The sequence below is a fragment of the Salipaludibacillus neizhouensis genome (genome assembly GCF_002886185.1).
GTDB lineage: Bacteria > Bacillota > Bacilli > Bacillales > Salisediminibacteriaceae > Salipaludibacillus > Salipaludibacillus neizhouensis.
The window spans coordinates 2,861,760-2,888,063 of the sequence record NZ_KZ614146.1; the positions used below are offsets into that span (position 1 = coordinate 2,861,760).

The following is a 26,304-nucleotide window of genomic DNA, read 5'->3' on the forward strand; positions in this document are numbered from 1 at the left end:
AAGGCGGCGACTCCTGCGGGAATAGCAATAGCTGAAGACCCCGGAGGACGGTCTTTGTCCGAGGAGGCTGAAGCATTGCCCGCGGAAAGCGTCCGCCTAGAGCGGATTCGAGTCCCTGTTTGAAAGCATACAACAAGCCATAACATGAGATGCTCGGTAGTTCACCTTCAAAATTATAAAGATTTATTTCATTTGATTCATTCGTTGCTTTTTCATTTCGTATTACGCTCTGTATAGTGGTACTTTTCCTTTATAAATATCACTCCAATTAAACCAAACATGGAGAAGATTACGGGAGTAAGGAAGCCGTAGTAGTATCCATGACTTATAATACCTGGCGACGACTGGAAATGATCTAACAAATATCCAAAAATACTTGGCAGCAATACTGCACTTAGAAATCCACCTGTGTTCGCAAACCCAGTGACAATGCCAGATTCTGAAATAGGGAAAGATTGGCGAACGACTGCAAATGTTAAGGAATTTGATCCAAATCCAAAGCCAATGACGAAGAAAAGAATAACTAGTAAGTAAATTGGTGGATGCTCTTTAAACAAAAGAAAGACAGACCAGCACAATAAAACTGTGACATGAAAAACGATGTAAGGCCGTTTAATAGTTTCCAAATAGCTTGAAATCCAACCAATTAAAGGTGCGCCAATAAGTGCGCCAATAAGACTTACCATAATGATCTGGCTGGCATCTAAGCGCGTCATCCCGTAAACATCCATCATATATGGTACTGCCCACGAACCGATAAATCCTATATACCCTCCGACAATCCCAAAGTGACAAAAAAACAATGCCCATGCCTGCCGACTCGAAAGTATTCTACGGAGTAAAGCCGTAGTTTTTTCATGTTTTCTTTTATTTTTTAAAAATACTGATTGTTTTGTTTTTTTCACAAGTACAATGTAAAGAAAAATACTGCATAAACATAAAAGTACTCCGGCTGATAAAAATGCTCCTCTCCAATCAAGCAAGACAATCAATACAGAGAACGGAACCGTCGCTAAAAGAAAACCAAGACTTCCTGTCATTCCTGCAAAACCAATTAATCGAGTAAATTCCTTTTCATTAAACCATAGGCTTAAAATTAACACCATATTTACCCAGATTGTCGCATCCCCTATTCCAGTGAGTATTCTAGCAAAAAATAGAACAAATTCATCTGTACCAAGACTATAAATAATTGTACCTACACCTGTAAGCATGGCACCGATAATCAAGAAAAAATTAGGCCCATAACGATCAGCTAAAATCCCCAACGGAATTTGCAAACCGGTATATACAAAAAATTGGATACTTGTCACTAATCCAATGGTTGATGCTGTTACACTAAAATCAATCATTAATTGATCTGTAATTAAACCCGGAGCGGTTCGTTGACTCGACATTAGTAAATAAGTAAACAATACGGAAACAAATATAACCCATCTTAATTTACTATTTTGTTTGTCCAATAATATCTCTCCTGTAAGCTTTTACCCTATATATATGGGTTTCCTGCTACAGTAGAAACAGTATCTGATTTGAATAGTTTATCTGGCCTTTAATTTGAGTAGTAAGTGGTTAACCTCCCTCGTTTATGCATGAGCAATTCTTTATCTTCACATACAAATAGCACCGCAAATGCGATGCTTTTAGGTATCCATTTTTACTACATATATTTATACGAACTTTATTCTTCGACTGTGGCTAGAATGCGGTTAGAGTTAATTACACTCATCTTTCCAACAACGCAACTGCTTCAACTTGTGCAGTCTGTGGGAACATATCCACCGGCTGTAAGCTTTTTAGCTTGTAACCACCCTGAGATAGCTCCTGTACATTCTTAGCTAGTGTTGAAGGGTTACAGGATACATAGACAATTCGTTGCGGCTTTGTACGTAGCAAAGTCTTAATTAACGAGTCATCTAATCCACTCCGAGGAGGATCGACAATGACGACGTCAGCTTTCCAACCTTCTTTTTCCCATTTAGGAAACCATTCTTCCGCTTTTCCGACTTCATATTTGGCATGGGTGATTCCGTGTGCTTCAGCATTTTTCTCAGCATCCGCAATAGACTCGGCGATAACGTCCATGCCGCGAAGCTCTTTCGCTTCTTTCGCTACCCAAAGTCCTATCGTGCCAACACCACAATAGGCATCCACAACATTTTCTGTTCCTGTTAACTTTGCTGCTTTTTTTGCTGCATTGTAAAGTTTTACCGTCTGAACTGGATTCAGCTGAAAGAAAGCTCGTCCTGATAAATGAAACGTAAATTCCTTGATTTTTTCTTCTATCTTTTCTTTCCCCGCTAAAACAATGGTTTCATCACCAAAGACTAGCGATGTTTTTTGACTGTTTATATTTTGCACAACAGACGTAATATCTGGTAATCGCCGCTTCAATTCTTCTAAAAACAATTCTTTTCGAGGAAAATCTTTTGTCGATGTGATGAGAACTAATTGATATTCTCCTGTTTCAAAGCCAACTCTTGTAACAATCGTACGTAAAAACCCGGTTCGTTTCTTTTCTTCGTACACAGAGATATTGAGGTCTTGAACAATTTGCTTTACCACTTGGGTGACCGTGTCCGTTTGCTCATGCTGCACAATACATTTATCAATATTAATAAGCTCGTGGCTATTGGAACTATACAATCCAGCCACGACTTTCCCTTTTCTCACTCCTGCTTGCATTTGACTCTTGTTTCGGTAATTCCAAGGATCCTCCATACCAATCGTATTCTTAAAAGAGATACGATCGAGGTTGATTTTTGTATACCGTTCAAATGCTTGCCGGACAACATCTTTTTTCTCACGAAGCTGTCCTTCGTAAGAAAGATGTTGGAGCTGACAGCCACCGCAAGCGTCATAAATCGGACATGGTGGTTTTATTCTATCTTCGGATTCTTTTCGCCATTTTATAATTTTCCCAGTAGCGAATTTGTGAGATACTTTCACCGCTTCGCAGACCACTTCTTCTCCAGGTAATGCCCCGGGTACAAAAACGACTTGCCTCTTAAAAAATCCAACACCTTCCCCATCAATACCTAAACGTTTGATCGTTAATGGGAATTGTTGACCTTTTTTTATTTTTAATTCCGTTTCCGGTTTTTTATTGAATTTTCTTGTCTCTTTCATTATTTGCACCTCTATTATATTAAACATTAGCACTTGGTTAAAATTGCATGATCTTTTTCAATAAGACCATAACCACACTCTCAAGGCTTTCTCTTTACACATAATAACATATTTCACAGATTTCCTTAACTTGGCATCCCCCATCAGGCACTGCTTCTGTTAAAATAATTTTTGCATAACGTTATAGATAGGAGAGATAATTGTGTCCATAGCTACAGATATTGTTTCGCTAAAAATCATGTCAGAGGTTTACAAAAAACGAGGTCTTGAAGACTTGTTGAAAATGACTTGCGAATACTTAGAAGACGAAGTTCCTTATATTGATTGGGTCGGTGTCTACTTTTTCGAGAGAAATGACGAATTGAAATTAATGGCTGCCTCTAATTTAGAAAACGACTTAACTTGGACTTCTAACGGAGAACTAAAATTCCCTTTAAAAAACTCTAACAATGAAGCAAAAGGCATTATGATCGTCAGAAGTAAAGAAGCCATTGCATTTGATGTCACTGACGTATCAACATTAGAAGCTATCGCCCAATCACTAGGCGAATTAAGCATGGCTAACTAAGAAAAACGGCAGAGCCGTCTTTTCTTAATACAGCGTGATCTTTAAAGCCACCATCATTTAAGCATCAAGGGCGAACTTCCCTTGATGCTTGTGGCGTAAAGATAGCTGTCAACTTATAAATTCTTATTTTGTAAGAAAAACGGCATAGCCGTCTTTTATTAAAAGTACAGCGCGATCTAGTTTCCTTTATCCTTGTCTTTATTAAAAGGTACCTGATCTCTAAAACTCACTTCATTCAAGCTTTTGAACGTATATCCTTCTTCTTTTAAATCATCGATTACCCGCGAAAGTGCCCCAGCGTTATCACTTGAGACTGAATGTAGAAGTAATACGGACCCCGGATGAATTCTGCTCATGATTTTATCATAGGCGTAGTCCGCACCTTTCTGATTCCCTGTTTCCCAATCCACATAAGCGAATGACCAAAATACATTTGTATATCCCATCTCCTGAGTTTTAGCTAGCGTCCATTCACTAAATGTCCCTCTAGGCGGTCTTAAATAGATCATATCTTCCTGGCCAGTAATCTCCTTGTAAAAATCTTTAATATAATTAAGTTCTCTTTCCAACCGTTCCTCCGAAATACTCGGTAAACTAGGGTGGTGGTTCGAATGATTACCAACAATATGCCCCTCATCAACCATGCGATTAATTAACTCTGGCTCTTCGTTCATATAATGTCCTGTAACAAAAAATGCAGCTGGAACCTCTTTTTCTTTTAAAATATCCAAAATATCAGATGTATAGCCATTCTCATATCCATTATCAAAGGTGATAAATAGTTCCTTTTGTGTGGTATCACCTAGGTAAAATCCGCCATATTTTTCTAGCAGTTCCTGAAAATAAGGTTCTGTAGAGGCAGGTTCGTTATTTTTACTAGGATTGAAATTCCAATGGTACTCTTTTTTGCTAAGTTCCTCAGCAAAAACCTCGATGTTATTCATCGGCTGTAATGCAAATAAAACTCCAACAATTAAAATAAACAGTATTTTTTTCCCCATAAACAATACCCACTTTCACCAGCTTTTTCTTTATGTTTCTCTATTTTTAAATTTTCATGCATGGCAAAAGAGGAGTTTATTTATGATTCGCTCATTACTTCTTTTTCTTTCTTATATAATTACGGAAATGCGCATTTAAGACTGTAAGCAACAACTTCGAGGAAGACTTATCAAGGAGCTAAACCTCTCTCAATAAGCTACCGGAGTTTCTGGTGTTACACCTTCTTCATACTCCAGATGATCTGTACGGTTTGTAAAGTGAATCTTAGCATGGCCTGTCGGTTCCATTGTAATTTTAGTAATCCCAGTATTTCCTATAATGAAAGGTATCTCGAGTTCATGCCATTTACGACCTGCAATGAGAAACATTAGCATAATACTGATAAAACCTCCGTGAGAAACAATAGCTACTGTTTTTCCGGCATGATTGTCGAGTAATTTTTCAACTACCTTTTCACATCTGTTTGAAATTTCATCGAGAGTTTCTGTTCCTTTAATGCCAGAAGTTAAAAGCATATTAGGTTGTAAATTTGGAAACTCTTCATACATTTGATCTCTTGTTTTTCCTTGTAACGGACCTAAGCCAATTTCTCTGACCATTTGTGAACTTTCCACTTTCTTTGAATGATGTTTAGCAATTGCCTCGCATGTTTTAACTGCTCTACCCAAATCACTAGTGATAAAATGATCTATGTTTACATTGGATAACGCTTTGCCTGCTAATTTAATTTGTTTTTCACCTAAGCTCGAAAGTGGAAATTCCGCGTGTCCTTGAATAATACCTTTTAAGTTTGCTTCAGACTGTCCGTGCCTTATAAAGTAAACGGTTATCATATGTAAGACGTCCTTCCTAGGTTTCTAATATACTAATCTGTTTTTCTATTATCTAGGTTAGTGTAATATTCTACAAGCTATCCAACGTAATTAAATATACCGTTTGACATACAAATAGGTTGCCTTGCAGAACAAGGCAACCTATTCATTCGATTATTCAAACTCACGACGATGCTTTTGGCATTCCTCTTCTAATTCATCCAGCTTAGTAATAATCCGATCTATATCTTCTACACCTGTTTTTTCAGGATCTAATTCATCTAAGGAATTCACTAAATTCTCCATTCTTTCATGTAAAGCACTTAATCTCTCTGTTTTTCCTGAATTCTCCATTATAATCTCCTTTCTTGTTACATTCTTTGTTTATCATCATATTTTAACAGAATGCCCAAAAAGCGCACAATAAAATCCATTATTTTCTTTGTAAGCATTCTATTATGGTGATTATTCCTGTAATATGAAGAACGGTTGTTTTGTTTTGTGAAAGGAGTGGAAACAAAAATGAAGTCAGTAATGCAAGAAATAAATCCTTCTTATGATCCATGGGAGGCTTACCTTGACATAAAAGAATACGGGAAAGCACAGCTTACAAATATTGAATTTACTACTACGAATTTATGTAATATGCGCTGTGAGCACTGTGCGGTTGGATATTCGCTACAGACAAAGGATCCTGATACTCTCCCATTAGAACTTTTCATAAAAAAATTAGAGGAAATTCCTCATTTAAGAGCGTTAAGTATTACTGGTGGAGAGCCCATGCTTTCAATAAAATCCGTTAAAAATTACGTCGTTCCACTGTTAAAATACGCACATGAACGAGGCGCACGAACGCAAATTAACTCCAATTTAACGATGCCTATTGAAAGATACGATTTAATCGTGCCCTATTTAGATGTTTTGCACATTTCTCATAATTATGGAAGTGTTGATGACTTTACCGATATAGGGTTTGCTGTCATGGAGCGGAAGCCCTCTATAGAACAAAGACAAATGTACTTTGATCGAATGGTTGAAAACGGAAAAAACCTCTCGAAACGTGGAGTTCTAATCTCTGCTGAAACAATGTTAAACAAACGAACATTACCTCATTTGGAGAGAATACACGACCAAGTTATTGAAATGGGTTGTAAAAGGCATGAGATACACCCTATGTACCCAACAAGCTTTGCGAGTAACCTGTCTATCGCTACTCTAAAAGAAATCAGGGAAGGGATTCATAGATTATTGGACCATCGGAACAAAGATACATGGATGCTGTTTGGAACACTTCCTTTTTACCCTTGCAACGATGATAAAGAGGACCAATCTTTGATTTCCCGGTTATTTACCGAAAAAAATGTTACCGTCAGAAATGATCCGGATGGCCGTTCTCGTCTCAATGTCAATATATTTGATGGTGGCATTCACGTAACTGACTTTACCGTCGCAGGTTCTTTAGGCAATATCCAGGAGCAAACATTACAACAGGCATTTGATAATTGGCGCTCTACAGAGATTGCTCAATCGATTGATTGTCATTGCCCGGCTGCTGAATGTCTAGGTCCGAATCTACTCGTAAGAGACGCGTATTATAAAGATATCGATTTTATGAGCCGATCTGCGAATGTAACTAAGACTCCATTAGAGTAAAAAAACTGCTTTTATAATAACTGGTTATGTTACCCTAAACAAAATTTTTAAAACCTGTCTCACAATGAATACTGTAAGACAGGTTTTTTAGTTACCTAAACGGCACCAATTCCTTATTTATTTGTTTCGTTTGTGGATAAACATCCTTATAGATATTGAATAATTTTTTATACGTCTCCACGTTCTCAGAAGAAGGAGTATACGTATCACTTGTTTCTACAAACTGTTGAGCACAATCTTTTAATGATGGAAACCAGCCTAGTCCATAAGCAGCAAGCATCGCTGCTCCCATACCAGGTCCTTGCTCGTTTTTGAGTTTCACGACTTCCGCATTAAAAACATCAGCCTGCATTTGAAGCCATAACTCACTCTTGGCTCCACCACCTATGGAAATCACTTTATCGACGGTTTTTCCATGCTCACGAAAAACTTCCACTGTTTCATTTAAAGACAAAGTAATTCCCTCGATCACTGCTCTCGCGAAATCTCCTAAAGTATGTGTTGCTTGCATCCCAATAAAGCTACCTCTTATATCTGCATCAGCATGAGGTGTTCTTTCTCCAACAATATATGGCGTAAAGATCAAGCCTTTAGCACCTGCGGGAGATTCACTTGCAGAAGCAAGGATTTGTTCAAATGACTGATCGGCCGCAAATGTGTCTTTAAACCAGCTTAAACTATAACCCGCAGCCAATGTAACACCCATAGTATAAAAAGCTGACTCTTCACCATGATTAAAATAATGAACTTTTCCGCCAAAATCTTTTGTACCTTCTTCTTCATAAGATAATACGACTCCTGAAGTTCCTGTACTGCAAAGAGTTACCCCGTCTTCAAGAATGCCAGAACCTATAGCACCACATGCGTTATCTGCTCCACCGGCAAATACACTAACACTTGCTGCCAGACCACATTGATCTGCTATTTCTTCGCTTACGTTCCCTACATTTGCATGCGAAGCAACAAGAGGTGGACACAATTCAAAGGAAATTCCTACTTTTTCACAAATTTGCTTGCTCCACTTTTTCTCCGCTACGTCCAACAATAACGTTCCAGCTGCATCTGAATACTCCATCTGTATTTCACCGGTTAAACGATATCTCAAATAATCCTTCGGAAGCACAAAGGATGCTGCTTTTGCAAAAACTTTTGGTTCATTTTTTTTCACCCACAACAATTTTGGTAGCGTGAAGCCTTCCAAAGCTGGGTTCTTTGTAATGCTATGTAGCGTTTCGATCCCGACTTTTTCTTCAATTTCTCTACATTCCTCGGTAGTACGTGTATCATTCCACAACATAGCGTGACGAAGTGGTTTATTGTTTTCATCGAGTAAAACAAGCCCGTGCATTTGTCCCGAAAAACTCATGCCTTCAATTCTATCCGCATCTTTCATCGTATGAGTAAGATCTTTTATTGCAGCAATTGTTTGCTTGACCCATTTTTCCGGATCCTGTTCGCTGTAACCTGATTTTTCTTGTATGAGCGGGTATTCCTTTGATGTTTCTTTAACAACTGTTCCTTCTTTATTAACAAGAAGTGCTTTTACGGCACTCGTTCCTAAATCGATTCCAATTACATAGCTCATCTATTTTTTCCTCCCTAAAAAAATTTAGTGCCTTTTTTTCTATTTTGTTGCTTTATTGTCTCGGAAAGTTGTTTGGAAGAATTACCGCTCCCTTTCCGTGGATGATCTGCGAGCCTCCTCGAGCAAACGAACGCTCTGCGGGGTCTCGCTTGGATCATTCTTCCACAGGAGTCTCGCGGATTCTTCCAAACAAGAATCTTTTAGAAAATCTGTCTAACCAGGCTTTCTATTTTTGAACAAATAACTCGAAATAGCGAAGGCGGCGACTCCTGCGGGAAAAGCAATAGCTGAAGACCCCGCAGGGACGAATTTTCCCGAGGAGGCTGAAGCATTGCCCGCGGAAAGCGTCCGCCTAGAGCGGATTCGAACACCTCTGTTCAAAATAAAACAACAATATCTCTAAAACTAAGAATTTTATAAATTATTTACTCTTAATAAAAACTCATTGCATTATCTTACCGCTATGTAAAATCAGACAGCTATGTAAACTGTCTGATCTTTTTACTTTTCATTATTAGCTATTCCATAACTTTATGATATTCCTCAAATTCGCTAAAGTCTGATACTTTCGCTAGTTGACAGAACTCAAAAAACAACTAATTTAACGAAAATTTTATTCGGCAGCATATGTGATCAAATAACGGTTAATGGTAGCTTTGATCTTTTCTAAACGACCGGATTCTTGTTTAATTTCATTTAAACCAAGCGCATGATCTTCAAGCTTACGGAAGTCTGTTTTACCTGAAACAATGTCCAAGCCAATACCTTCCGAATAACTCTTGTAACGATTCTCAACAATATCTTCAAGTACTTTATCATCAATTAATTTTTGCGCTACTTTTAAACCAATCGCGTAGGTATCCATTCCCGCAATATGTGCATGGAATAAATCTTCTGGTTCAAAAGATCCTCTTCTGACTTTTGCATCGAAGTTTAATCCACCACGGCCTAAGCCACCATTTTTAATGATTTCATACATAGCTAATGTAGCTGTGTACAGATCAGCCGGGAATTCGTCTGTATCCCATCCAAGCAATGGATCACCTTGGTTAGCGTCAACCGAACCTAACATATTGATGTCACGAGCATAGCGAAGTTCATGTTCAAATGTATGTCCCGCAAGAGTAGCATGGTTGGCTTCAATGTTGAATTTGAAATGATTTTGCAAACCATAATTTTGCAAGAATGCAAAGCTAGTTGCCACATCAAAATCATATTGATGAGTAGTTGGTTCCTTCGGTTTAGGCTCGATAAGGAATTGGCCGTCATAGCCAATTTCTTTCGCATAATCGATAGCCATGTGATAGAAACGACCAAGGTTGTCCATCTCTAACTTCATATCTGTATTTAAAAGAGTTTCGTACCCTTCACGCCCCCCCCAGAAAACATAGTTGTCAGAGCCTAATTCTTTTCCTATTTCCAAGCCTTTTTTCACTTTGGCAGCAGAATAAGCAAACACATCTGCGCTGTTAGAAGATGCCGCCCCATGAACAAATCTTGGGTTTGTAAAATTGTTGGCAGTATTCCAAAGTAACTTAGTTTTACTGTCTTTCATATAGTCCTTCATCATGCTTACAATTGTATCTAAGTTTTGGTTTGTTTCTTTTAAGTTACTTCCCTCGGGAGCAATATCTACATCGTGGAAGCAGAAAAAAGGAACATTCAGCTTCTCAAATAATTCGAACGCTGCCTCCAAGCGAGCCTTCGCTAAATCCATCTCTGAGAATTTATCCCAAGATCGAACCATCGTGCCCGCTCCAAAAGGATCAGAACCATCCATTGCAAAAGTATGCCAGTACGCTACACCAAAACGTAGATATTCCTCCATCGTTTGGTTCCCTATTTTTTGTTCTGGATTGTAGAATTTAAACGCATAAGGATTCGTTGATTTAGGACCTTCATAATTAATTTTACCAATGTTATTAAAATAGGACATGCTATCTCCTCCAATTAAAATAGTTGTTGTTTGATTATTATCTTACCAACAATAACTTTGTTTGTCTACCGAATAAACTAAGTTTATTCTAAGTGATTTTTATGGTATAAATATACTATTAGGTTTAAAAGGAGACTCGAAAATGTCAGGCTATCAACAATCCATCAAGATAAACAATAAATTTATTATTCTACAAACTATCCGTAATCATGAACCGATTTCACGTGCAACCATTTCTCAGCAATTAAAGCTTACTAAGGCAACTGTTTCAAGCCTTGTTGAAGAACTAATCTCTGAGGATTTTTGCTATCAAGTAGGTCCTGGTAAATCAAGTGGTGGCAGAAGGCCGGTTATGCTTCAATTCAATGAAAAAGCTGGTTTTTCTATCGGAATTGATATTGGGGTAAATTATATACTAGGTATTCTCGTTGATTTAAAGGGGAACATTGTTTTGGAAAAAACCGACAAATTTAATACAAATGATTATATAAAAACAATGGAGAAAATTGAAGTCTTAATAGATTCTTTTATTTCTTATAGTAATCAAAGTCGGTATGGTGTAACCGGTATAGGTATTGGTGTCCCTGCCCTTGTCAATTTGGAGGGAGATATTTTATATACTCCAAACCTCACGTGGGAAAATACAGATTTAAAATCTTATGTTGAAAATAAATACGACATCCCAGTCATTATAGAAAATGAAGCAAACGCCGGTGCATATGGAGAGAAATGTTTTGGTTCTCAAAAACAATCCGAAAATCTTGTTTATCTTAGCATGGGAATTGGGATTGGAGTTGGACTCATCCTTGATAATAAGCTGTTCCGTGGAAGGAATGGGTTAACTGGAGAAATGGGTCATATGATAATTGAACCAAACGGAGAAAAGTGCTCCTGTGGAAGTGCCGGTTGCTGGGAACTATACGCTTCTGAAAAGGCATTACTAAAACGAGCCGCAAAAATATATCCATCCAAAGTAGAAGACTTTACTGTTGAAGAATTGGTTCACGATGCCGGTGAGGAACTCCAACCAGCTTTTGATGAGATAGGATATTATTTGGGATTAGGGCTAAACAATATTATTAATACGTTTAACCCCGAGCAAATTATAATTGGAAACCGAATGACCATTGCTGAAAACTATTTGATCGATTCTATGATGAAGGTCATTCGAGAAAAAACGTTGCCTCATCACCAAGAGGATTTGAATATATCTTTTTCCAAACTAAACCAATATTCAACTGCACTTGGCGCCGCATCCTTTTCGATTGAAAATTTCCTAAAAATTAATTTCAGCAACGATATTTCCTTCGTGTATTGATAAAATTATATACTAAGGAAAGTTTTATATGGAGGGTGTCTCAGTGCCAAACCTTATATTACCACTGGTCGATTAGAGAATTCAGATAACAATATTAGACTTGATCTAACATTAACTAAAAACGAGGTAACAGTTATCGAAATGTATCCCATCCAAGATGAAACTGAATCTTATGAAGGATTAGACGATAAATTATTAACTTCTTATTACAACTTGTACTTGAAATTGTAGTAATACGTTATTCTATGACCTCACTGTTTTATGCAGTGGGGTTACCTTGGTTCTTTCGTCGTTTCCATCTTGAAATTAACGTAATCTTGCACAGGGATGGTGGCTCCTATCCTTTGCCGTGTCACATTTTTCACCTCTAACCACGAGTCATCACCTTTCAAACGTAAGTATACTTCTCCGTATGTTACGACACCTTTTTCATTCACTGCCGATGCGTAAGCAGATAAATAACCAAGGGTTTTAGCTGATACTTGAAATTGACGATCCGCTTGCGTACCAAATCCAATAGTAGTCGAATAACTTAAAGGAAGTTTTGTGTTTTCCGCTGCTTTTATTAAGAGCATGTTTTTTACCATGTCAATATCGGGAACTTCTGAAGTTAATCCTCCTGTAATTCTTTTTTGCTGCTCTTGACTGTACTGAATGTTTTTCTGCTGTTCCCCACCGCGATTATCTACCATGTTCGTATTTATTTTTTCATAATTCCAATTAAGGTTCGTTTCTTCTGATTTATAAGATAACGGCCAGTGACCTAAATAAATAGATACATTCATTCCAATAGCTAACTTGGAACCTTTCACCGTTGACTCATTCATCATTTTAATTAGCTCAGGATTATCAATGTCTACTTCGGATGATTCGAGCAGATTTTTTGCTAATGTACTCGGTTGAAGATTTGGTAAGTCTACGGCAGAGTTAGGGTAAGTATTTTCTTTTGAGATTTCCAAGGCAGATTCAGGTATTTTGTTAGGATTGTCTTCATTCTCCGCTTCCTCTGCTAATACGAGGGCTGGGAAAGCTATGGCTAAACAGTAAAATACTAAAAGTAGCTGACAGATCCACTTCTTCATACGTTATTCCTCCTATTCATTTTCACGTCCAGATTGCACTTTAAAATCGTTACTAACGTCGATGTTCAGGTAGTTTCTCTTTTCTCCTAGTTTTGCTAAAAAAGTTAAAAAATATCCCCGCAAAAGTCTGCGGGGATATAAATAGTTCTATTTAATTACTTTTTATTCACTCATCATTTCATATTGAAGCAATCTTACTTCGAATATCCGTAACGGGTCGTGAAAATATTCCGGACTTTTACGCATTTCTTCAAGTTTCTCATTCGCTTTGTTTATCTCGAAGTCAGCTTCTTCCTTATGATCAATGACCTTATCAACAGATTCTTGAAACGACATTTTCAGGTCCGATTTCAAAGCCTTTTCGAACAGATCAAATTCAAGAAAAATTTTATTAATAATAGTTCCAGTTACATCTTCAAAATTACCATTTTCAATAAACTTTTGATATTGTTTGAACAACAATTGATTATTGGTTTGCAGGTTACCAAAAAGCTTTCCAGCACTTTTCAAAAGGAACTGAGTAGGTTTTAATTGGTTCATAAACTTGACCTCGTCTATTTCCATACGGTTTGTCATCCTGTTAATATCCCGTTTCCAGTCTTTAAATATTACGAAGTCACAAGCTAGATTAACTTTCTTTTCTTTATACTTGTCATTAAACCATTCATTCTTACTTATAAGAAAATCCTCTGTTTCTTTCATTTCCTCATGAGTATCCTCCATCCACTTCTGCAGTGAAGCCTGGAACTGGGGGATAACATTTATTTCAATGTAATCTTGAATTTTATTATTCATAAATACATCGATATCATCATGTAATGTTGTGTAATCACTATCTTCAGAGATTTCCGAAGCACTTTCACTTAGTAAAACTGGTATTTCTCTCCAAATTTTGCTCTTTAATTCTTCCTTTTCAAGTCTGTAAGTAGATGTAATGATGTTACTCTTTTCTTCTCGCATCTCTACAAGCTCACGTTCAAGTTCGAGAAAGCTTTCTTTCATCTCTTCCTGAAACGCAATATTTGATTCTAATGCTTTCACTCTGGAAACGCGTTGGTCCAATAAATGCGTCAGTGATTCCCTGATAAAATATAAAAGCTTAGCTCTTGATATTTGTTTAGTTGTATTAGATTTGAACGTAAAGTGAACGTTAATAAAATCAACCAGGCTATCTGAACTGCGATGAGAAGAGTAGGAATAAAACTGTGCGTCTGGAAAAGACCCTTTTAAAACCTGCTTTAATTCTTCTTCATCAACACTTTCCACGTTATTCAGTACAAAATGAACAGGTACGTGTTTCACTTTGCTGGCAATTGTTTCTGCTTCGAGGATTGCTTTGTCCATCATCGGGCGTTCACCATCAATGATATATAAAATACCATCGACAACATTTGAATATTCAAATCTGTCGTTTTCTTGCGTCACATACTGTGAAAAGTCTGGTGAGCTAACAAGCGAGCAGCCTAGCTCCTTTAAATGACGAGATGGCCACTTTAGATCAACTAGTGTGTTTTCAGTTAATGTTGTAATATCATCGACCACTTGTGAACCTTCTTCTGTGATTTCAATCATTTCAGCTTGATCGTCATTACTTGAATGAACAAATAAAGTAAATGCTTCTTCGCCAAACAACGTTTCATCTAAGATCGCATTCATCACTGATGATTTTCCTCTTCTACTAGCTCCAGTAATGAAAAGATGCTTCTTGTCTCGCTCAGTCATTTGGGAAATAAGCCACTCTTTTTTAAATCCGATATTAATTTGATTTGTCTCCGCCCAATTAAGAAGAGATTGCAGTAACTCATGAACATCGTCCAATGACACATCTGTTTTCAAACGTTGAACAATATCTTCTGCTTTCTGTAGCAATGATTGTTCGATCGTTGACGGAAATATATCATTCCAAGCTAACATTGCCGTAGCAGGAAACAACTTCGCATTTTCAGGAGATATGTTCAACCAATTTACAAGCAACCCTGAAAGAACTGGACGCAGCTCTTTCACTAGGTAATTCCCCTTCATAAGTTCTAAATAACTCTCATGATGAAGGTCGAGAACGATTCGTTTATCAGTCATCTGAATAGTCTCAAGACTTGCAAAAATTCGATTAATCAATTCCATCCACGATAAATAAGCAAGACTTTCTTGATATTGATGCCACAATGATTTTGTTAACTGAGAAAACATGGATTCATCTAATTCATAAAGTTTTACAAGCACATGCTCAAAATAAGTTGGTGCAAACAAAGAAGTGTGTCCTTTATTCACATAGCCAATTAGTGTTTCAAACCAATGTAAGTTTTCTGTTCTCATTGCCTCTACTGCTGCGAGATCTACTGCATTTTCCCAGTCTTGTCTCCCCTCATATATCGTTCGGGCAATCGTTGTAACGTTTGGATAGTCGGGATCTGTGGACATTGCCGTTCTAATAAACTTATATACACGGTCTTTGTTGTTTAATTCTTCGTTTAACGATACGAGCTGCAACGCCACTTCTACAGTAAGCACCGGATCACTAGATTTAATCGATGTGTACATCGTTTCTGCTTCGCCGAGCCATCCCAACTCATAATAAGCATCACCTATATTTTTTTTAGCCCAATGCTCAAGTTCATTATTAACATTTTGCCATTTTTGTATCGCAGCCTCTAAATCCTTATGATAATAATAGACTTCTCCCTGTGCAAAACGAAGAGAGGCCAAATTACCGCCTTTTTCTGATTGTTCTTTAAAAAAAGCGTGTCCTAATGATCTAACAGGATGCGACAAGCTTTCATCATCTAATATTGTTCGGTAGTATGTTTTGTTAATCATGTATTCTTCTGCCATTTTATATACCTCCAGGTGATTCAACGTACCCCATTAAGAACTATTCGTCACTAATAGCTCTTTTTCGACCTTCTTCCACATTTATATCAAAATTTGATGGGTACTTTACTTATCGATATTTATTCATATTAAACAAGAGACCATAATAATAACAGATAAACTGCTCGACTAGCTTTGTTTTTTTATTTTTCATTTTTCATTTTTTATTCTCAGCCTCTATTACTTTAATTTCTCTCCACCGCCCCCATCGATAGTATCCTAATGCTAATAGGCTACTAACTACAAGACTAGAGGCCATTCCGATACCAATACCTCTTTCCCCATACCATTGAGAGAAAAAGTACGTTAATGGATAGCGCAATACCCAAAAAGAAAGTACATTTAAAACAAAGACTTGAAACATTGCGCCTGCAGCTCTCACTACGCCATTTAGAACAAAATTAATACCTAAGAAAGGATAAAAGAAAGCTACTGTTTTTACATATGTCGTGCCAAATTCTACCGTCTCCGGATCCTTTACAAACAATGATACCGCATATTCTGCTGAAAAAAACACAAGTGCGCTAATAATTACAGAAACAGATGCGATTAAGATAAGACCACTTTTGGCAATTTTCCCTACACGGTCCCACTTTTCTGCTCCTATATTTTGTCCCGCCATACTATTAATCGCCGATCCTAAAGTTAACGCAGGCAACATAATTAAACTATCCAATCGTTGTGCAGCGCCAAATCCTGCAACTACTTCTTCACCAAAACTTGTTACCACTGTCATAATTGCCAGTACTCCACCTGAGATAACCATCATGGAAAGACCAGAAGGAAGGCCTAGCTTAAATATATGTTTTAGTTCTTTTAATCGGGGTAGAAAAGGTATACTAAACGGGACACTTGCTTTATAAATGGAATAGAGTAGTCCATACAAAAATGCGGTACCTTGAGAAAATACTGTGGCATAGGCAGCTCCGGCAATGCCCATATCCAGAACACTGATGAAGATAGGATCTAGAATCGTATTTAGTATGACAGCCAGTAAAACAAACCTTACCGGCGTTTTACTGTCACCTAATGCTCTCAGTACTGTCGCAATAAAATTATAACCAAACAAAAAAAGAATTCCTATAAAGTTAATTTTTAAATATAACGTGGCTAGAGGAAGAATACTATCCGGAGTTCCCATCCATTGCAAAATATGGCCGGAAACAAAGTATCCTATGATACCAACTATAAACGTCAGTGATCCAAGTGTCACCACAAATGCGTTTAGAGAATTCTTCAACCCTTTATTATCATTTGCTCCTCTAAATTGCGACAACACGGTCAATGCGGCGGTATTGATTCCTATAATAAAAGATAAGATAGTAAATATTACCGTGCCCGATATCGAAATTGCACCTAAGGCATTAGCTCCTAATAAGTTCCCCACCCATAAAGTATCAATCACTTGATAAGATGTTTGAAGAATATTCGTTAAGAAAATTGGTGAAGAAAAAACAATCATTTTCTTCATAATATTTCCTTCAGTAAAATCATGCTGCGTGTTACTTTTCATCGTCTCCCCCCTAGGTATTGCTCCTTAGAAAAAGAAGGGAGTTAAACAACCTTCCTAATTCTTTCTAATTTCAAACGTTTCTTCAATATTGACACAATCGATAACTGTCTGAGCCATCGGACAGTTTTTACTAGCCAATTCAACAGCTTTCGCCACTTTACTCTCCACTAACTGTTCCCCTTCAATGATATAATGAAGCCTGATTTCAGTTAATCGATTTGCTCTTTCCGGATCTCTCGTCACTTCTGCTTCAATCTGTAAACCTGAAACTTCCATTCGTTGTTTTACTAAAACTTTTCTTAAGACCGATCCCCCACAAACTGCGATGGAACTTACCATAAGTTGAAATGGTCTAAATCCCTTTTCTTCATCCCCTGAAATCGTCAGTTTTCCAAATTCAAATTCTGTCTCAAAAGCCTCATCGGCATAATTAAATTTCATTGTTATACTCCCTTTCTTATTTCTATTCTCTAATTCTAAGTTTACTTTCATTCTAACAGTTCGTCACCTAAAAAGTATTCGGCGTTCTTAGACTTTCGTTAAAAGACAATCTAATACTTTCGCACTTAATAAGTAAAACGCAAAGCGTCTTTTATTATATACAGCGTGATCTCTAAAGCCACCATCATTTAAGTATCAAGGGCGAACTTCCCTTGATACTTGTGGCGTAAAGATAGCTGTCATTTTATACTTTCTTATCTAACAAAAAGAGACTAAAATGTAATTTGGGTAACAAGTAACTTTTTCAAATATTAACTATGTAACAAAGGGGGACAACATCATGACAAACCAACTCTCAGAAGAACAACCAGCTAATAACCCCACGTACCGGTATTGGGTACTGATAGGAATGGTCCTTATTGCAGGATTTTCACAAGGCATGCTTTTACCTGTTTTAGCAGTAATGCTGGAAGGTTCCGGAGTTTCCTCCTCAGCAAATGGTTTCAATGCTGCGGCCTTATATATAGGAATTATTCTTATATCTCCTTTTATTGAAAAACCAGTTCGTAAGCATGGCTATAAACCCGTGATTATTACAGGATTAATTATCGTTGCAATCTCATTAATGCTCTTTCCAATATGGCAAGCATTTTGGGTTTGGTTTGCTCTAAGAATGGTCGTTGGAATTTCCGATAACCTAATTCATTTCTCCACACAAATTTGGATTAGCACTACAAGCTCTCCTGAAAAACGTGGTAAACAATTATCTCTCTATGGATTAGCTTTTGGCATGGGATTTGGTTTAGGTCCAATGATGACCAAACTTCTGGAAATAAACGACTATTTGCCTTTTGTTATCGCATCAGTTGCTAGCCTTATAGCGTGGATCTTTATGCTTTTCTTGAAAAATGAATGGCCTTCAAGCGACTTCGAAACTGCATCTCAACTAAATACATTCGCGAGATATAAACAAGTCTTAAAGCTAGCTTGGTTTGCTTTGTTACCAGGGTTTTGCTACGGATTTTTAGAAGCATCTTTACATGGAAACTACCCAGTTTACGCTCTACGTATGGGGATTGATATTCAATTTGTCACGTTATTATTACTGCCAAGCTTTGTTTTCGGAAGCTTGATAACCCAACTGCCTTTAGGTATCTTAAGTGACAAAATAGGACGAAGTAAAATACTACTATTTCTACCCGCATTTGGATTCATTGCATTCTTTAGTATGTCATTTGCAGAACAAAATCCTGCTTTTCTTTTAGGCCTATTCATTATTTCCGGCATGTTATTAGGGTCCATGTTCTCTTTAGGAATCGCTTATTTAGCAGATTTAGTTCCTGCAAATCTACTCCCAACAGGAAATGTAATGACCGCTGTTTTATTTGCGCTGGGAAGTATGACAGGTCCATTGGTTGGAGGATTCTTGATTGAAATCATCGGCGAAGGTGCCATCTATTATTCAATCAGTGCCATGCTCGCTTTCATGTTTATCGCTGGCATAATCTTTCAAGTCCAATTGAAAAAACAAGGGTCTTCAACTTCAAATTTCGCTTAAAATCTTTCTTTTTGAAACATTTTTTTGTTACATCCGTATTCATTTAATAAGGGAGATGAAAACAGATGAAAATTTGGACCTTTGTACTAACAATCATTCTTATGATACTGGTTGTCCCTATGACTATTTCAGCAGAAGATTATACGATTCCTGAGCTCGAAATTAATGCTCACCTCCAAGAAAACGGAAATGTCTTTGTAGAAGAATCTCATACCTACCGTTTTGAAGGAGAATTCAACGGAATTATTAGAGAACTGATTCCAAAAAGAGGTACAGATATTCTAAACGTCGAGGCGTTTGATTCAGATCAACCTCTTGAGATTGAGCAAGACGAAAACGAGTTACGCATTCATCGTGCAGGTGAGGATGAGACGATAACCATTAACCTCACCTATGAAATTATCGATGGGGTGGAACGGTATTCTGATCTCGGTCAATTTTACTGGCCTTTCTTCGATGATAGTAACGAGTCTGACTATGGCGATTTAACTATTAATGTTTTTCCACCCGCCGAGACTTTGCCAGCTGAGGTCATTGCATTTGGTGACGATGAAGCTTTTGAAACGGAAAACATACATGATGACGGTTCTGTAACTTTTTCATTCGGTGAGGTGCCTAGTGGATCTAAAGGCGATATTCGAGTTGCCTTTGACTCTGAACTTTTTCCGGCCACTTCACTCAAGGAAGACACTCCATTGAGGGAAATTATTTTACAAGATCAACAGACTCTTAAAGATAAGGCCATAGCCTTTGATGAAAGGCGGGATAACTTAGCCTCATTATCAGCAATTTTACTACCGGTTTTCGCGATTATTCTAGGTTTCATAGTCCTCCTAACCTTTTTTCAGAGACAACGGAAAATGAATCATATTAAAAAAGATATGCCAACGGGGGGTGTACCTTCGCTTATTATGAGCTTACCTGCAACGATTCTGTTTACTAAGTATCAACATCAGCAACCCCCATCTGAGGTACTAACTGCTGCCTTGCTTGATTTAGTCCGAAAAGGGAATGTCACGCTTTTACCCGACGAAAAGTTTAAAATCATTGACCGAACAAATTTACTTAGTCATGAAAAAGTCCTTATCGTTTGGTTATTTGATGAAATTGGTCAGGAAAACATATTTGACTTTGAAATGTTAAAAACATATGCAGATAAAAAGAGCAATTTCTCGAAATACAAAGCTCACCATTCTAAATGGGTAAAAGAGCTGAGAAATGAACTTAAAGAGCACTACTTATATAAAAAAAGAACTAGATTAAGATGGTCAATAGGTATAGCGAGTCTCGTGCTTGCTCCATTTCTACTATTATTCCCATTTCATGATCTGGTTTTAAGTTTCTTATTGACCTTGTTTTTATTCGTTTCTACAGTGCTTTTTTCAATACTTTACAACCCAAAGACTTACAAAGGTGCAAAGATATCTCTGGAATGGAGCCAATTAAATTCTTACTTTGACAAAGTAGATGAAGTGAGGAAACATACCTGGACCAAAGATGACCAAATGAAAGTTTTTCTCTATGGTTTAGGTACAAACAACGAAGTTATGACTAAGAAAAATAAAGAGTTAATTCTAGCATTTTCGAACGCTAACATGTCAACTTCTAATCAGACTGATAACAGCTTTGCAAATTTAGACGTATCATCAATCATTCTTATTAGTGCTCTAGCTTCTTCCAGTTTTCGAAAAACAGACAGAACAACAGGTGTTGTCTCTGCTGATTCCTCTTCCTCATCAGGAGGGTTTAGTGCAGGAGGCGGTGGCGGAGTTGGCGGCGGCGGTGGTGGATCAGGAGCATTTTAATTGAAGAAAAACGGCAGAGCCGTCTTTTATTAAAATACAGCCTGTTCTTTCGCAACCCCCGAGTAGCACCTCTCAATAGCGTGTAGGTGCTACTCGAAGGAAGCCTGGCTTCCCTTTACGCTTGTGGCGGCTAAAGTTAGCTGTCAACTTATAAATCCTTGTAAAAAAACAAGCTTATTTAAAAACTTCATTCAGTACTTTTGAAGACTGTGAATTGTTCAAGTTTTTATTGACAGTTCCGGAAGGTTTTGTGCGCAAGTTCGTTGCAAAGGAACGTATCATTTCCGTTTCGCCGACCAAATATAGTCCACTCCAATTTTTCTCCTTTTTAAGCTGCTCTACATTTCCTGCCATTTTTTTATAAAATCGGCTAAGATTCTCTCTATACCGCTGATTAAAGTCATCAACATGTGTAGCACCAGAAGCTGTCCGGTCACTAGAAGCTAAACCTTCCTTGACCCTCCACTCTTCTTTACCAGAATCAAATTCATATATTTTCTCATCATGAACTTCCCCTAGAGAAGTTTCGATGACTTTAACTTCATCCAAATTAGGTAGAATAACCCCAGCAAGAGGATATTCTTGCTGCAAGCCATCTAATTGACTAAGTTCTGGTTGCGACTCCCAATGGAAGCTTGTTTCAACAGGTACCTGCAAGTAATGAACTGACCATAAATCATCTTGGTCTGAAGCAAAGATTACAACACTTTTTTGCAAATCCATGCGATTTCCTAAAATCTCATCATTAACCTTTTTCTTTAACTTTTTATAGCTTTTATGTTCTTCTTTATCTCCTGAAGCTTCAAGATATTCATCTAAACGCTTTAATCCATTTTTCAAACGAATTTTCCATTCCCCTTTTTGCTGATCGGGATGCGCAGGATCGGTATTTAAATAAACACTCAAAACACATTTGCCTTTTTCACATTGAAAGTCTTTTAAAGATTGAAGTTCACTTGTTAATGCCATAATTGAACATTCCTCCTTATTGAATCTCTTAGTGTCCTTTTTCCAAATATAATTTCTTTAAAACTTCAATTTATAAAAAATTTCGCTTTCGTTCAGTGTTAATTCGAAAAAATCTTAGTTTCGAGTCGTCTCGACGAAAGCCTAGTGCGGATTTGATCACCTAACTCCGTTCGAAGAAAACCACTCTTATCTTTTTTTAAAAAAAGGAGAGCATGTCATAGTTAAGACATGCTCTCCTCTATTTTCTAAATTACTGATGCAATTTATAAACATTTCCTTCAGCCTCTGGTAGACTTTCAACTGTTTGGAGTTTCTCTTTTAACTCTATTAATTCATCTTTAGAGTCTATAATTGCGTTTAATAAATCATATGCATGTGATTTCAAATTTTGTGAACTATCCACAATGGTCTGAATATCTTCTGATGCCGCCTCTACTACTTTCGATACTTTTTCACTAGAGGCACGAAGCTGATCTACTACTGTGTCACGGTTTTCATTGATTACAGTAATCCAATGCTTCGTTTGAAGTGTTGTTGAGCTAACGAAACTAGTAACACCATTTCTAGTCTTATCATTGGAAGCGATAATAATAGCTCCACTTAGGACTCCAATTATTGATCCCCCAATTACCCACTTTTTTGATTGTTCACTCATAGTTCCGTTCCTCCCTTTTCAATAATTGATTCTGTGTCTCTATATCTATTTTACCAATAAAATGAAAAGTGAAACAATTAAATTATAAAAAAGTCGAAAATAAGAGTATTTATTCGCTTTTACACTTACTTAACTTGATATAGAATTTTTCCGTCAACCTTCTCCCAACCAACTTCACTTTTCTCCTCCAGCAAATCTAAATGACCTAATGTCTCAGAAAAAGTTAGGGAAGTTTGTTTTTGATAAAGTTGTGGATAAACTTCTTTACATAAATCAAAGACTTGTATAGGACCTTTTCCCATTTTCCTCTTAAAAGAAAATGCTTTCCCTAGTTGATCATCTAACCTCTTTTGGATAAGTTCTTTTGGGTTTTCAATGGTTTTCCCATGCCCTGAATAAATATAGTTACTAGTCAAACACCTTTTTAAAGAATCCCTATATTGCAACAATGTTTTTGGGCGTTCCTCACCATGTTGATAAGGTGCTTCAATAATGGCATTCGAAGAAATATGTTCAATGACATGATCTCCTGCAATCATCGTGCCATCTTTTTCTCTAAAAAGGGAAATATGCGATTGTGCATGTCCAGGTGTTTCCATAACGGTCCAACCGCTTAGTCCTTCAATCTGGCTTCCTTCTGTTAATTCTGTTGATAATTCCGCTTTTTCAGTAAAAGTCATAAATTGCTCATTCTTCTGCCGCATCTTTTTTATCCATTTCTCCGGAACTCCATGACTGAAATACATTTCAGTATAAAACTCCATCGTTCTTTCAAGAAAATCCTTATCCTTTTTAAGCCATGGTTTAAGCTTTGGATGTCCTGCTATCTTTGCATAAGGCATAAATTTGTGAACAAGACCAATATGATCAGGATGATGATGAGTTAATATCACCAGTTCTATGTCTTTCATAGAAAAACCTAGTACTCCTAACTCATACTCTAGTTTAGTCTCTGTTTCCTTCGTAAATGGTCCGGTATCAACCAAAGTAAGAGCTTCCCCTTTTATTAAATATGTATTTACAGGACCGACTAGGAACGGTGTAGGCAAACTTATTGGATATATTTCCTGCGCACTCTTCTTTACTGATGTTTTCATCGAAAGGCCTCCCTCAATTTTTCCTCCATACGAGTACATTTTTTCCTATTATTTACACTTCCACAGAGAAAATTTCTATTTCCCTACAATTTTCGACACTTTTCACGAAAAGTTCACCAAATTGTAACAGGTTGCACATATAATATTAAAAATAGGGTATTATAATTAAGAATATATAGAATATTTAGATATTAGGAGGAACCATTATGAGAAAGCGTTTTAAAAATTTTGAAGAACTAGTAAAAGAAAATAAAAAAATAATTATCGAAGATCAAAAAGCTCTGAGTCAGATTGAAGAAAAAATGGATAAGAAACACGACTTAAATTATCAAAAGGAAGAAATGAATCAATCAGTCTAGAAATTAGATATGAAAATCATAAAGCTGATTTCCCCTGAAAGAAATGGTAAATCAGCTTTTAACATTTTATTATTATTATTGGTATTTTTTAAGTAATGCCTGTAACTTCAATGCATGACCTAAATCTCCATGCACTTTTAACTTACCACTCATATAAGCAATCGTAGGATTTAAATCATCGTTAGCGAGCTTAACGAAATTAATATCCGTCATTTCCAAAGTCAGTCTCGGCTCCCACTCTTCTCCCTCATGATAGAAAGCTTGATTATTATCTATCTTTAATTGATATATTCCTTCTTCTTCACCAGTTAAATTAAATTGATACACATACTTGAGACCTTCTATGTGACTAGGGTCCTCACTCATTTTTACAGTTAGTCCTTCAAATGTCTCTCTAACATTCATTTTTAACACTCCCCTTTAATGATTGAACACTCATTCATATTTACTATTATACATAATTAGTGATTGCGTTACTAATATATTTTGCAAGGAAAGAAAGTATTTTATTATTGTTTTTTAGACTGAACGTCTTGATTTTTCACAATAACTCCTCTTGTTATGTCCGCTAGTTCTTGACCATCGATCGTAGGATTATTCTGGTGAATACGGACAGGTTCATGAATAGTCACCTTAACAGTTGCTGGGGTTATTATTTTTCCGTTAGCTTCCATCATATTATAAGATCCATCAATCGTAACTGGTAAAATTGCAGCATTAGACTTCTGAGCAAGCTTAAAGCTTCCTTTTTTAAACTCCGCCACAGGGCCTCCCTTGCTTCTAGTGCCCTCTGGGAAAATCACAAGATTTTGTCCATTTTTTATTGATTCAGCCCCAGTAATAATCATTTTAACTGCATTCCTAGGATTTTCCCTATCTATAAATATGCATCCTAAATACTCCATCCATGTACTAATCAGTGGAATTTTCTTGACTTCAATTTTCGATATAAATCCTATTTTCATATCAAGCCATCCTAATAAAATGGGAATATCAAAATTACCTTGATGATTGCTAACTATCAATACAGGTTCATTTTCAGGAATATTTCCTTTACCTTCTACTATAATATTGCCTCCAGCAAGTTTCACCAGACGTCTTGCCCAGTTCCTAGCTGTTATATGAACAAATTCGTCTAATTCTTCATCCTTCCCCTGCTTTTTCAATCTCTTAGCTTTTAACAACCCAGGGGATATAGCAAGTAAGTGCACGAAAAAATAAATAAACCAAATAATCGTTCTTATCATCAAAATCATCCATTCTTCTCCGACTTAAACCGTTATGATTATACCAAAGAATAGAGATCCTTGTCCTATTTAAATAAATTCCGATGAGTAACCGCAGGATCAGCTGAATACCCACATATCGCTTTTGGGTAAGGGGTTGTTGTAATTCATTCACGGAAGTAAATTTTTTAAAAGCAGCAGAGTTTTCTTTTTGTTAAACCCAGACTGATTCTTGCTAAGCCTAAGTAGTTAAAACCAACGTGTAAAATCGTACTACAAGGGAATAAGTAAATAAATGAGAATTTTGTTAGGAGGAATTTATCATGGAAAGATATCATGTACAAGTTAAAGGTACCGTTCAAGGAGTTGGCTTTCGATACACAGCACAAATGAAAGCTACGGAACGTCACTTAACAGGCTGGGTTAAGAACAAATTGGATGGAACAGTTGAATTAGAAGTTCAAGGAGAAAGCAGTAAAATTCATTCATTCATTGAAAGCCTCTCTGAATTCAAATTCCCTGCTAAAGTTGAGAACATCGAAAAAGTATCCATTCCAACTTTGTCTAAAGAAGATACTTTCTCTATTACACATTAGATTAAGTTTTCTGGAAACCGTTATTGATTCTATTGTTTTGATACTTCTTATATGAGTCTTTCAGAGAATATTTTCTCCCTTTTTTAAAAGGGATTTTTCTATTTGAAGTTGAATTTATACTTAAGCAGCAAA

23 protein-coding genes are annotated in these 26,304 nt (G+C 36.8%); 7 read left to right on the forward strand and 16 right to left on the reverse strand.

Annotation, left to right across the window (positions count from 1 at the left end; translation table 11 throughout):
- Positions 1-212: 212 nt before the first annotated feature.
- Together CEF18_RS13675 and rlmD are read right to left on the reverse strand one after the other, a co-directional pair.
- Positions 213-1,463: an MFS transporter gene (locus tag CEF18_RS13675; RefSeq protein WP_110936979.1), complete on the reverse strand. Its 1,251-nt coding sequence runs from the start codon at positions 1,461-1,463 to the stop codon at positions 213-215.
- Between the two features lie 262 nt (positions 1,464-1,725).
- Positions 1,726-3,129, reverse strand: a complete 1,404-nt coding sequence (gene rlmD, locus CEF18_RS13680) for a 23S rRNA (uracil(1939)-C(5))-methyltransferase RlmD (RefSeq protein ID WP_110936980.1) — start codon at positions 3,127-3,129, stop codon at positions 1,726-1,728.
- Positions 3,130-3,331: 202 nt separating this feature from the next.
- Between rlmD and CEF18_RS13685 the strand changes: the two genes are divergently transcribed.
- Positions 3,332-3,697, forward strand: a complete 366-nt coding sequence (locus tag CEF18_RS13685) for a GAF domain-containing protein (protein ID WP_110936981.1) — start codon at positions 3,332-3,334, stop codon at positions 3,695-3,697.
- 176 nt (positions 3,698-3,873) lie between these two features.
- On the opposite strand, the gene pdaA is transcribed toward CEF18_RS13685, so the two are convergent.
- The 3 genes from pdaA to CEF18_RS13700 all read right to left on the reverse strand — a co-directional run bounded on the left by pdaA (position 3,874) and on the right by CEF18_RS13700 (position 5,865).
- Positions 3,874-4,698, reverse strand: a complete 825-nt coding sequence (gene pdaA, locus CEF18_RS13690) for a delta-lactam-biosynthetic de-N-acetylase (protein WP_110936982.1) — start codon at positions 4,696-4,698, stop codon at positions 3,874-3,876.
- Positions 4,699-4,887: 189 nt separating this feature from the next.
- Positions 4,888-5,532 (reverse strand): histidine phosphatase family protein, encoded by a 645-nt coding sequence (locus CEF18_RS13695; protein WP_110936983.1) that lies wholly within the window; start codon positions 5,530-5,532, stop codon positions 4,888-4,890.
- A 153-nt stretch (positions 5,533-5,685) separates the two neighbouring features.
- A complete protein-coding gene (locus tag CEF18_RS13700) occupies positions 5,686-5,865 on the reverse strand; it encodes an SE1561 family protein (protein WP_110936984.1) in 180 nt (59 codons plus the stop codon).
- Between the two features lie 168 nt (positions 5,866-6,033).
- Here CEF18_RS13700 and yfkAB point away from each other — a divergent pair, with 168 nt between their 5' ends.
- Positions 6,034-7,164, forward strand: coding sequence for a radical SAM/CxCxxxxC motif protein YfkAB (gene yfkAB, locus CEF18_RS13705; protein ID WP_110936985.1), 1,131 nt, complete (start codon positions 6,034-6,036; stop codon positions 7,162-7,164).
- Positions 7,165-7,255: 91 nt separating this feature from the next.
- Here yfkAB and xylB read toward each other — a convergent pair whose 3' ends face one another.
- Positions 7,256-8,749: a xylulokinase gene (gene xylB / locus CEF18_RS13710; protein WP_110936986.1), complete on the reverse strand. Its 1,494-nt coding sequence runs from the start codon at positions 8,747-8,749 to the stop codon at positions 7,256-7,258.
- A gap of 613 nt (positions 8,750-9,362) precedes the next feature.
- Positions 9,363-10,685, reverse strand: a complete 1,323-nt coding sequence (xylA, locus tag CEF18_RS13715) for a xylose isomerase (protein WP_110936987.1) — start codon at positions 10,683-10,685, stop codon at positions 9,363-9,365.
- A gap of 142 nt (positions 10,686-10,827) precedes the next feature.
- Between xylA and CEF18_RS13720 the strand changes: the two genes are divergently transcribed.
- Positions 10,828-12,003, forward strand: coding sequence for an ROK family transcriptional regulator (locus tag CEF18_RS13720; protein WP_110936988.1), 1,176 nt, complete (start codon positions 10,828-10,830; stop codon positions 12,001-12,003).
- A 272-nt stretch (positions 12,004-12,275) separates the two neighbouring features.
- On the opposite strand, the gene CEF18_RS13725 is transcribed toward CEF18_RS13720, so the two are convergent.
- From CEF18_RS13725 to CEF18_RS13740, 4 genes are all read right to left on the reverse strand, one after another.
- Positions 12,276-13,085, reverse strand: coding sequence for a YfkD family protein (locus tag CEF18_RS13725; protein WP_110936989.1), 810 nt, complete (start codon positions 13,083-13,085; stop codon positions 12,276-12,278).
- Between the two features lie 162 nt (positions 13,086-13,247).
- Positions 13,248-15,914 carry a tetratricopeptide repeat protein gene (locus CEF18_RS13730; protein ID WP_110936990.1) on the reverse strand — a complete coding sequence of 889 codons (2,667 nt, stop codon included), beginning with the start codon at positions 15,912-15,914 and terminating at the stop codon, positions 13,248-13,250.
- Between the two features lie 196 nt (positions 15,915-16,110).
- Positions 16,111-17,466 (reverse strand): MATE family efflux transporter, encoded by a 1,356-nt coding sequence (locus CEF18_RS13735; protein ID WP_110936991.1) that lies wholly within the window; start codon positions 17,464-17,466, stop codon positions 16,111-16,113.
- 54 nt (positions 17,467-17,520) lie between these two features.
- Positions 17,521-17,907 carry an OsmC family protein gene (locus CEF18_RS13740; protein ID WP_110937702.1) on the reverse strand — a complete coding sequence of 129 codons (387 nt, stop codon included), beginning with the start codon at positions 17,905-17,907 and terminating at the stop codon, positions 17,521-17,523.
- Positions 17,908-18,247: 340 nt separating this feature from the next.
- Here CEF18_RS13740 and CEF18_RS13745 point away from each other — a divergent pair, with 340 nt between their 5' ends.
- Together CEF18_RS13745 and CEF18_RS13750 are read left to right on the forward strand one after the other, a co-directional pair.
- Positions 18,248-19,465, forward strand: coding sequence for an MFS transporter (locus tag CEF18_RS13745; protein WP_110936992.1), 1,218 nt, complete (start codon positions 18,248-18,250; stop codon positions 19,463-19,465).
- 65 nt (positions 19,466-19,530) lie between these two features.
- Positions 19,531-21,270: a DUF2207 domain-containing protein gene (locus CEF18_RS13750; protein ID WP_110936993.1), complete on the forward strand. Its 1,740-nt coding sequence runs from the start codon at positions 19,531-19,533 to the stop codon at positions 21,268-21,270.
- A gap of 174 nt (positions 21,271-21,444) precedes the next feature.
- On the opposite strand, the gene CEF18_RS13755 is transcribed toward CEF18_RS13750, so the two are convergent.
- The 3 genes from CEF18_RS13755 to CEF18_RS13765 form a co-directional block, all read right to left on the reverse strand.
- Positions 21,445-22,239 carry a VLRF1 family aeRF1-type release factor gene (locus CEF18_RS13755; RefSeq protein ID WP_110936994.1) on the reverse strand — a complete coding sequence of 265 codons (795 nt, stop codon included), beginning with the start codon at positions 22,237-22,239 and terminating at the stop codon, positions 21,445-21,447.
- Between the two features lie 250 nt (positions 22,240-22,489).
- Entirely contained in the window at positions 22,490-22,894 is a 405-nt protein-coding gene (locus tag CEF18_RS13760; protein WP_110936995.1) for a hypothetical protein, read from the reverse strand.
- A 125-nt stretch (positions 22,895-23,019) separates the two neighbouring features.
- Positions 23,020-23,991 carry an MBL fold metallo-hydrolase gene (locus tag CEF18_RS13765; protein WP_183041143.1) on the reverse strand — a complete coding sequence of 324 codons (972 nt, stop codon included), beginning with the start codon at positions 23,989-23,991 and terminating at the stop codon, positions 23,020-23,022.
- Between the two features lie 206 nt (positions 23,992-24,197).
- Between CEF18_RS13765 and CEF18_RS13770 the strand changes: the two genes are divergently transcribed.
- Complete coding sequence (locus CEF18_RS13770) at positions 24,198-24,350, forward strand: FbpB family small basic protein (RefSeq protein ID WP_110936997.1); 153 nt, start codon at positions 24,198-24,200, stop codon at positions 24,348-24,350.
- Positions 24,351-24,425: 75 nt separating this feature from the next.
- Here CEF18_RS13770 and CEF18_RS13775 read toward each other — a convergent pair whose 3' ends face one another.
- Positions 24,426-24,755, reverse strand: a complete 330-nt coding sequence (locus tag CEF18_RS13775) for an SCP2 sterol-binding domain-containing protein (RefSeq protein WP_110936998.1) — start codon at positions 24,753-24,755, stop codon at positions 24,426-24,428.
- A 104-nt stretch (positions 24,756-24,859) separates the two neighbouring features.
- Complete coding sequence (locus tag CEF18_RS13780) at positions 24,860-25,606, reverse strand: lysophospholipid acyltransferase family protein (RefSeq protein ID WP_223292303.1); 747 nt, start codon at positions 25,604-25,606, stop codon at positions 24,860-24,862.
- A gap of 293 nt (positions 25,607-25,899) precedes the next feature.
- On the opposite strand from CEF18_RS13780, the gene CEF18_RS13785 reads away from it, so the two are divergent.
- Complete coding sequence (locus CEF18_RS13785; protein WP_110936999.1) at positions 25,900-26,172, forward strand: acylphosphatase; 273 nt, start codon at positions 25,900-25,902, stop codon at positions 26,170-26,172.
- The last annotated feature ends 132 nt before the right edge of the window (positions 26,173-26,304 follow it).

Bases quoted from the DNA above. Each gene is read 5' to 3' on its own strand.
- rlmD (WP_110936980.1), bottom strand. From the start codon at position 3,129: ATGAAAGAGACAAGAAAATTCAATAAAAAACCGGAAACGGAATTAAAA.
- pdaA (WP_110936982.1), bottom strand. From the start codon at position 4,698: ATGGGGAAAAAAATACTGTTTATTTTAATTGTTGGAGTTTTATTTGCA.
- CEF18_RS13695 (WP_110936983.1), bottom strand. From the start codon at position 5,532: ATGATAACCGTTTACTTTATAAGGCACGGACAGTCTGAAGCAAACTTA.
- CEF18_RS13700 (WP_110936984.1), bottom strand. From the start codon at position 5,865: ATGGAGAATTCAGGAAAAACAGAGAGATTAAGTGCTTTACATGAAAGA.
- yfkAB (WP_110936985.1), top strand. From the start codon at position 6,034: ATGAAGTCAGTAATGCAAGAAATAAATCCTTCTTATGATCCATGGGAG.
- xylB (WP_110936986.1), bottom strand. From the start codon at position 8,749: ATGAGCTATGTAATTGGAATCGATTTAGGAACGAGTGCCGTAAAAGCA.
- xylA (WP_110936987.1), bottom strand. From the start codon at position 10,685: ATGTCCTATTTTAATAACATTGGTAAAATTAATTATGAAGGTCCTAAA.
- CEF18_RS13720 (WP_110936988.1), top strand. From the start codon at position 10,828: ATGTCAGGCTATCAACAATCCATCAAGATAAACAATAAATTTATTATT.
- CEF18_RS13725 (WP_110936989.1), bottom strand. From the start codon at position 13,085: ATGAAGAAGTGGATCTGTCAGCTACTTTTAGTATTTTACTGTTTAGCC.
- CEF18_RS13730 (WP_110936990.1), bottom strand. From the start codon at position 15,914: ATGGCAGAAGAATACATGATTAACAAAACATACTACCGAACAATATTA.
- CEF18_RS13735 (WP_110936991.1), bottom strand. From the start codon at position 17,466: ATGAAAAGTAACACGCAGCATGATTTTACTGAAGGAAATATTATGAAG.
- CEF18_RS13740 (WP_110937702.1), bottom strand. From the start codon at position 17,907: ATGAAATTTAATTATGCCGATGAGGCTTTTGAGACAGAATTTGAATTT.
- CEF18_RS13745 (WP_110936992.1), top strand. From the start codon at position 18,248: ATGACAAACCAACTCTCAGAAGAACAACCAGCTAATAACCCCACGTAC.
- CEF18_RS13750 (WP_110936993.1), top strand. From the start codon at position 19,531: ATGAAAATTTGGACCTTTGTACTAACAATCATTCTTATGATACTGGTT.
- CEF18_RS13755 (WP_110936994.1), bottom strand. From the start codon at position 22,239: ATGGCATTAACAAGTGAACTTCAATCTTTAAAAGACTTTCAATGTGAA.
- CEF18_RS13760 (WP_110936995.1), bottom strand. From the start codon at position 22,894: ATGAGTGAACAATCAAAAAAGTGGGTAATTGGGGGATCAATAATTGGA.
- CEF18_RS13765 (WP_183041143.1), bottom strand. From the start codon at position 23,991: ATGAAAACATCAGTAAAGAAGAGTGCGCAGGAAATATATCCAATAAGT.
- CEF18_RS13770 (WP_110936997.1), top strand. From the start codon at position 24,198: ATGAGAAAGCGTTTTAAAAATTTTGAAGAACTAGTAAAAGAAAATAAA.
- CEF18_RS13775 (WP_110936998.1), bottom strand. From the start codon at position 24,755: ATGAATGTTAGAGAGACATTTGAAGGACTAACTGTAAAAATGAGTGAG.
- CEF18_RS13780 (WP_223292303.1), bottom strand. From the start codon at position 25,606: ATGATTTTGATGATAAGAACGATTATTTGGTTTATTTATTTTTTCGTG.
- CEF18_RS13785 (WP_110936999.1), top strand. From the start codon at position 25,900: ATGGAAAGATATCATGTACAAGTTAAAGGTACCGTTCAAGGAGTTGGC.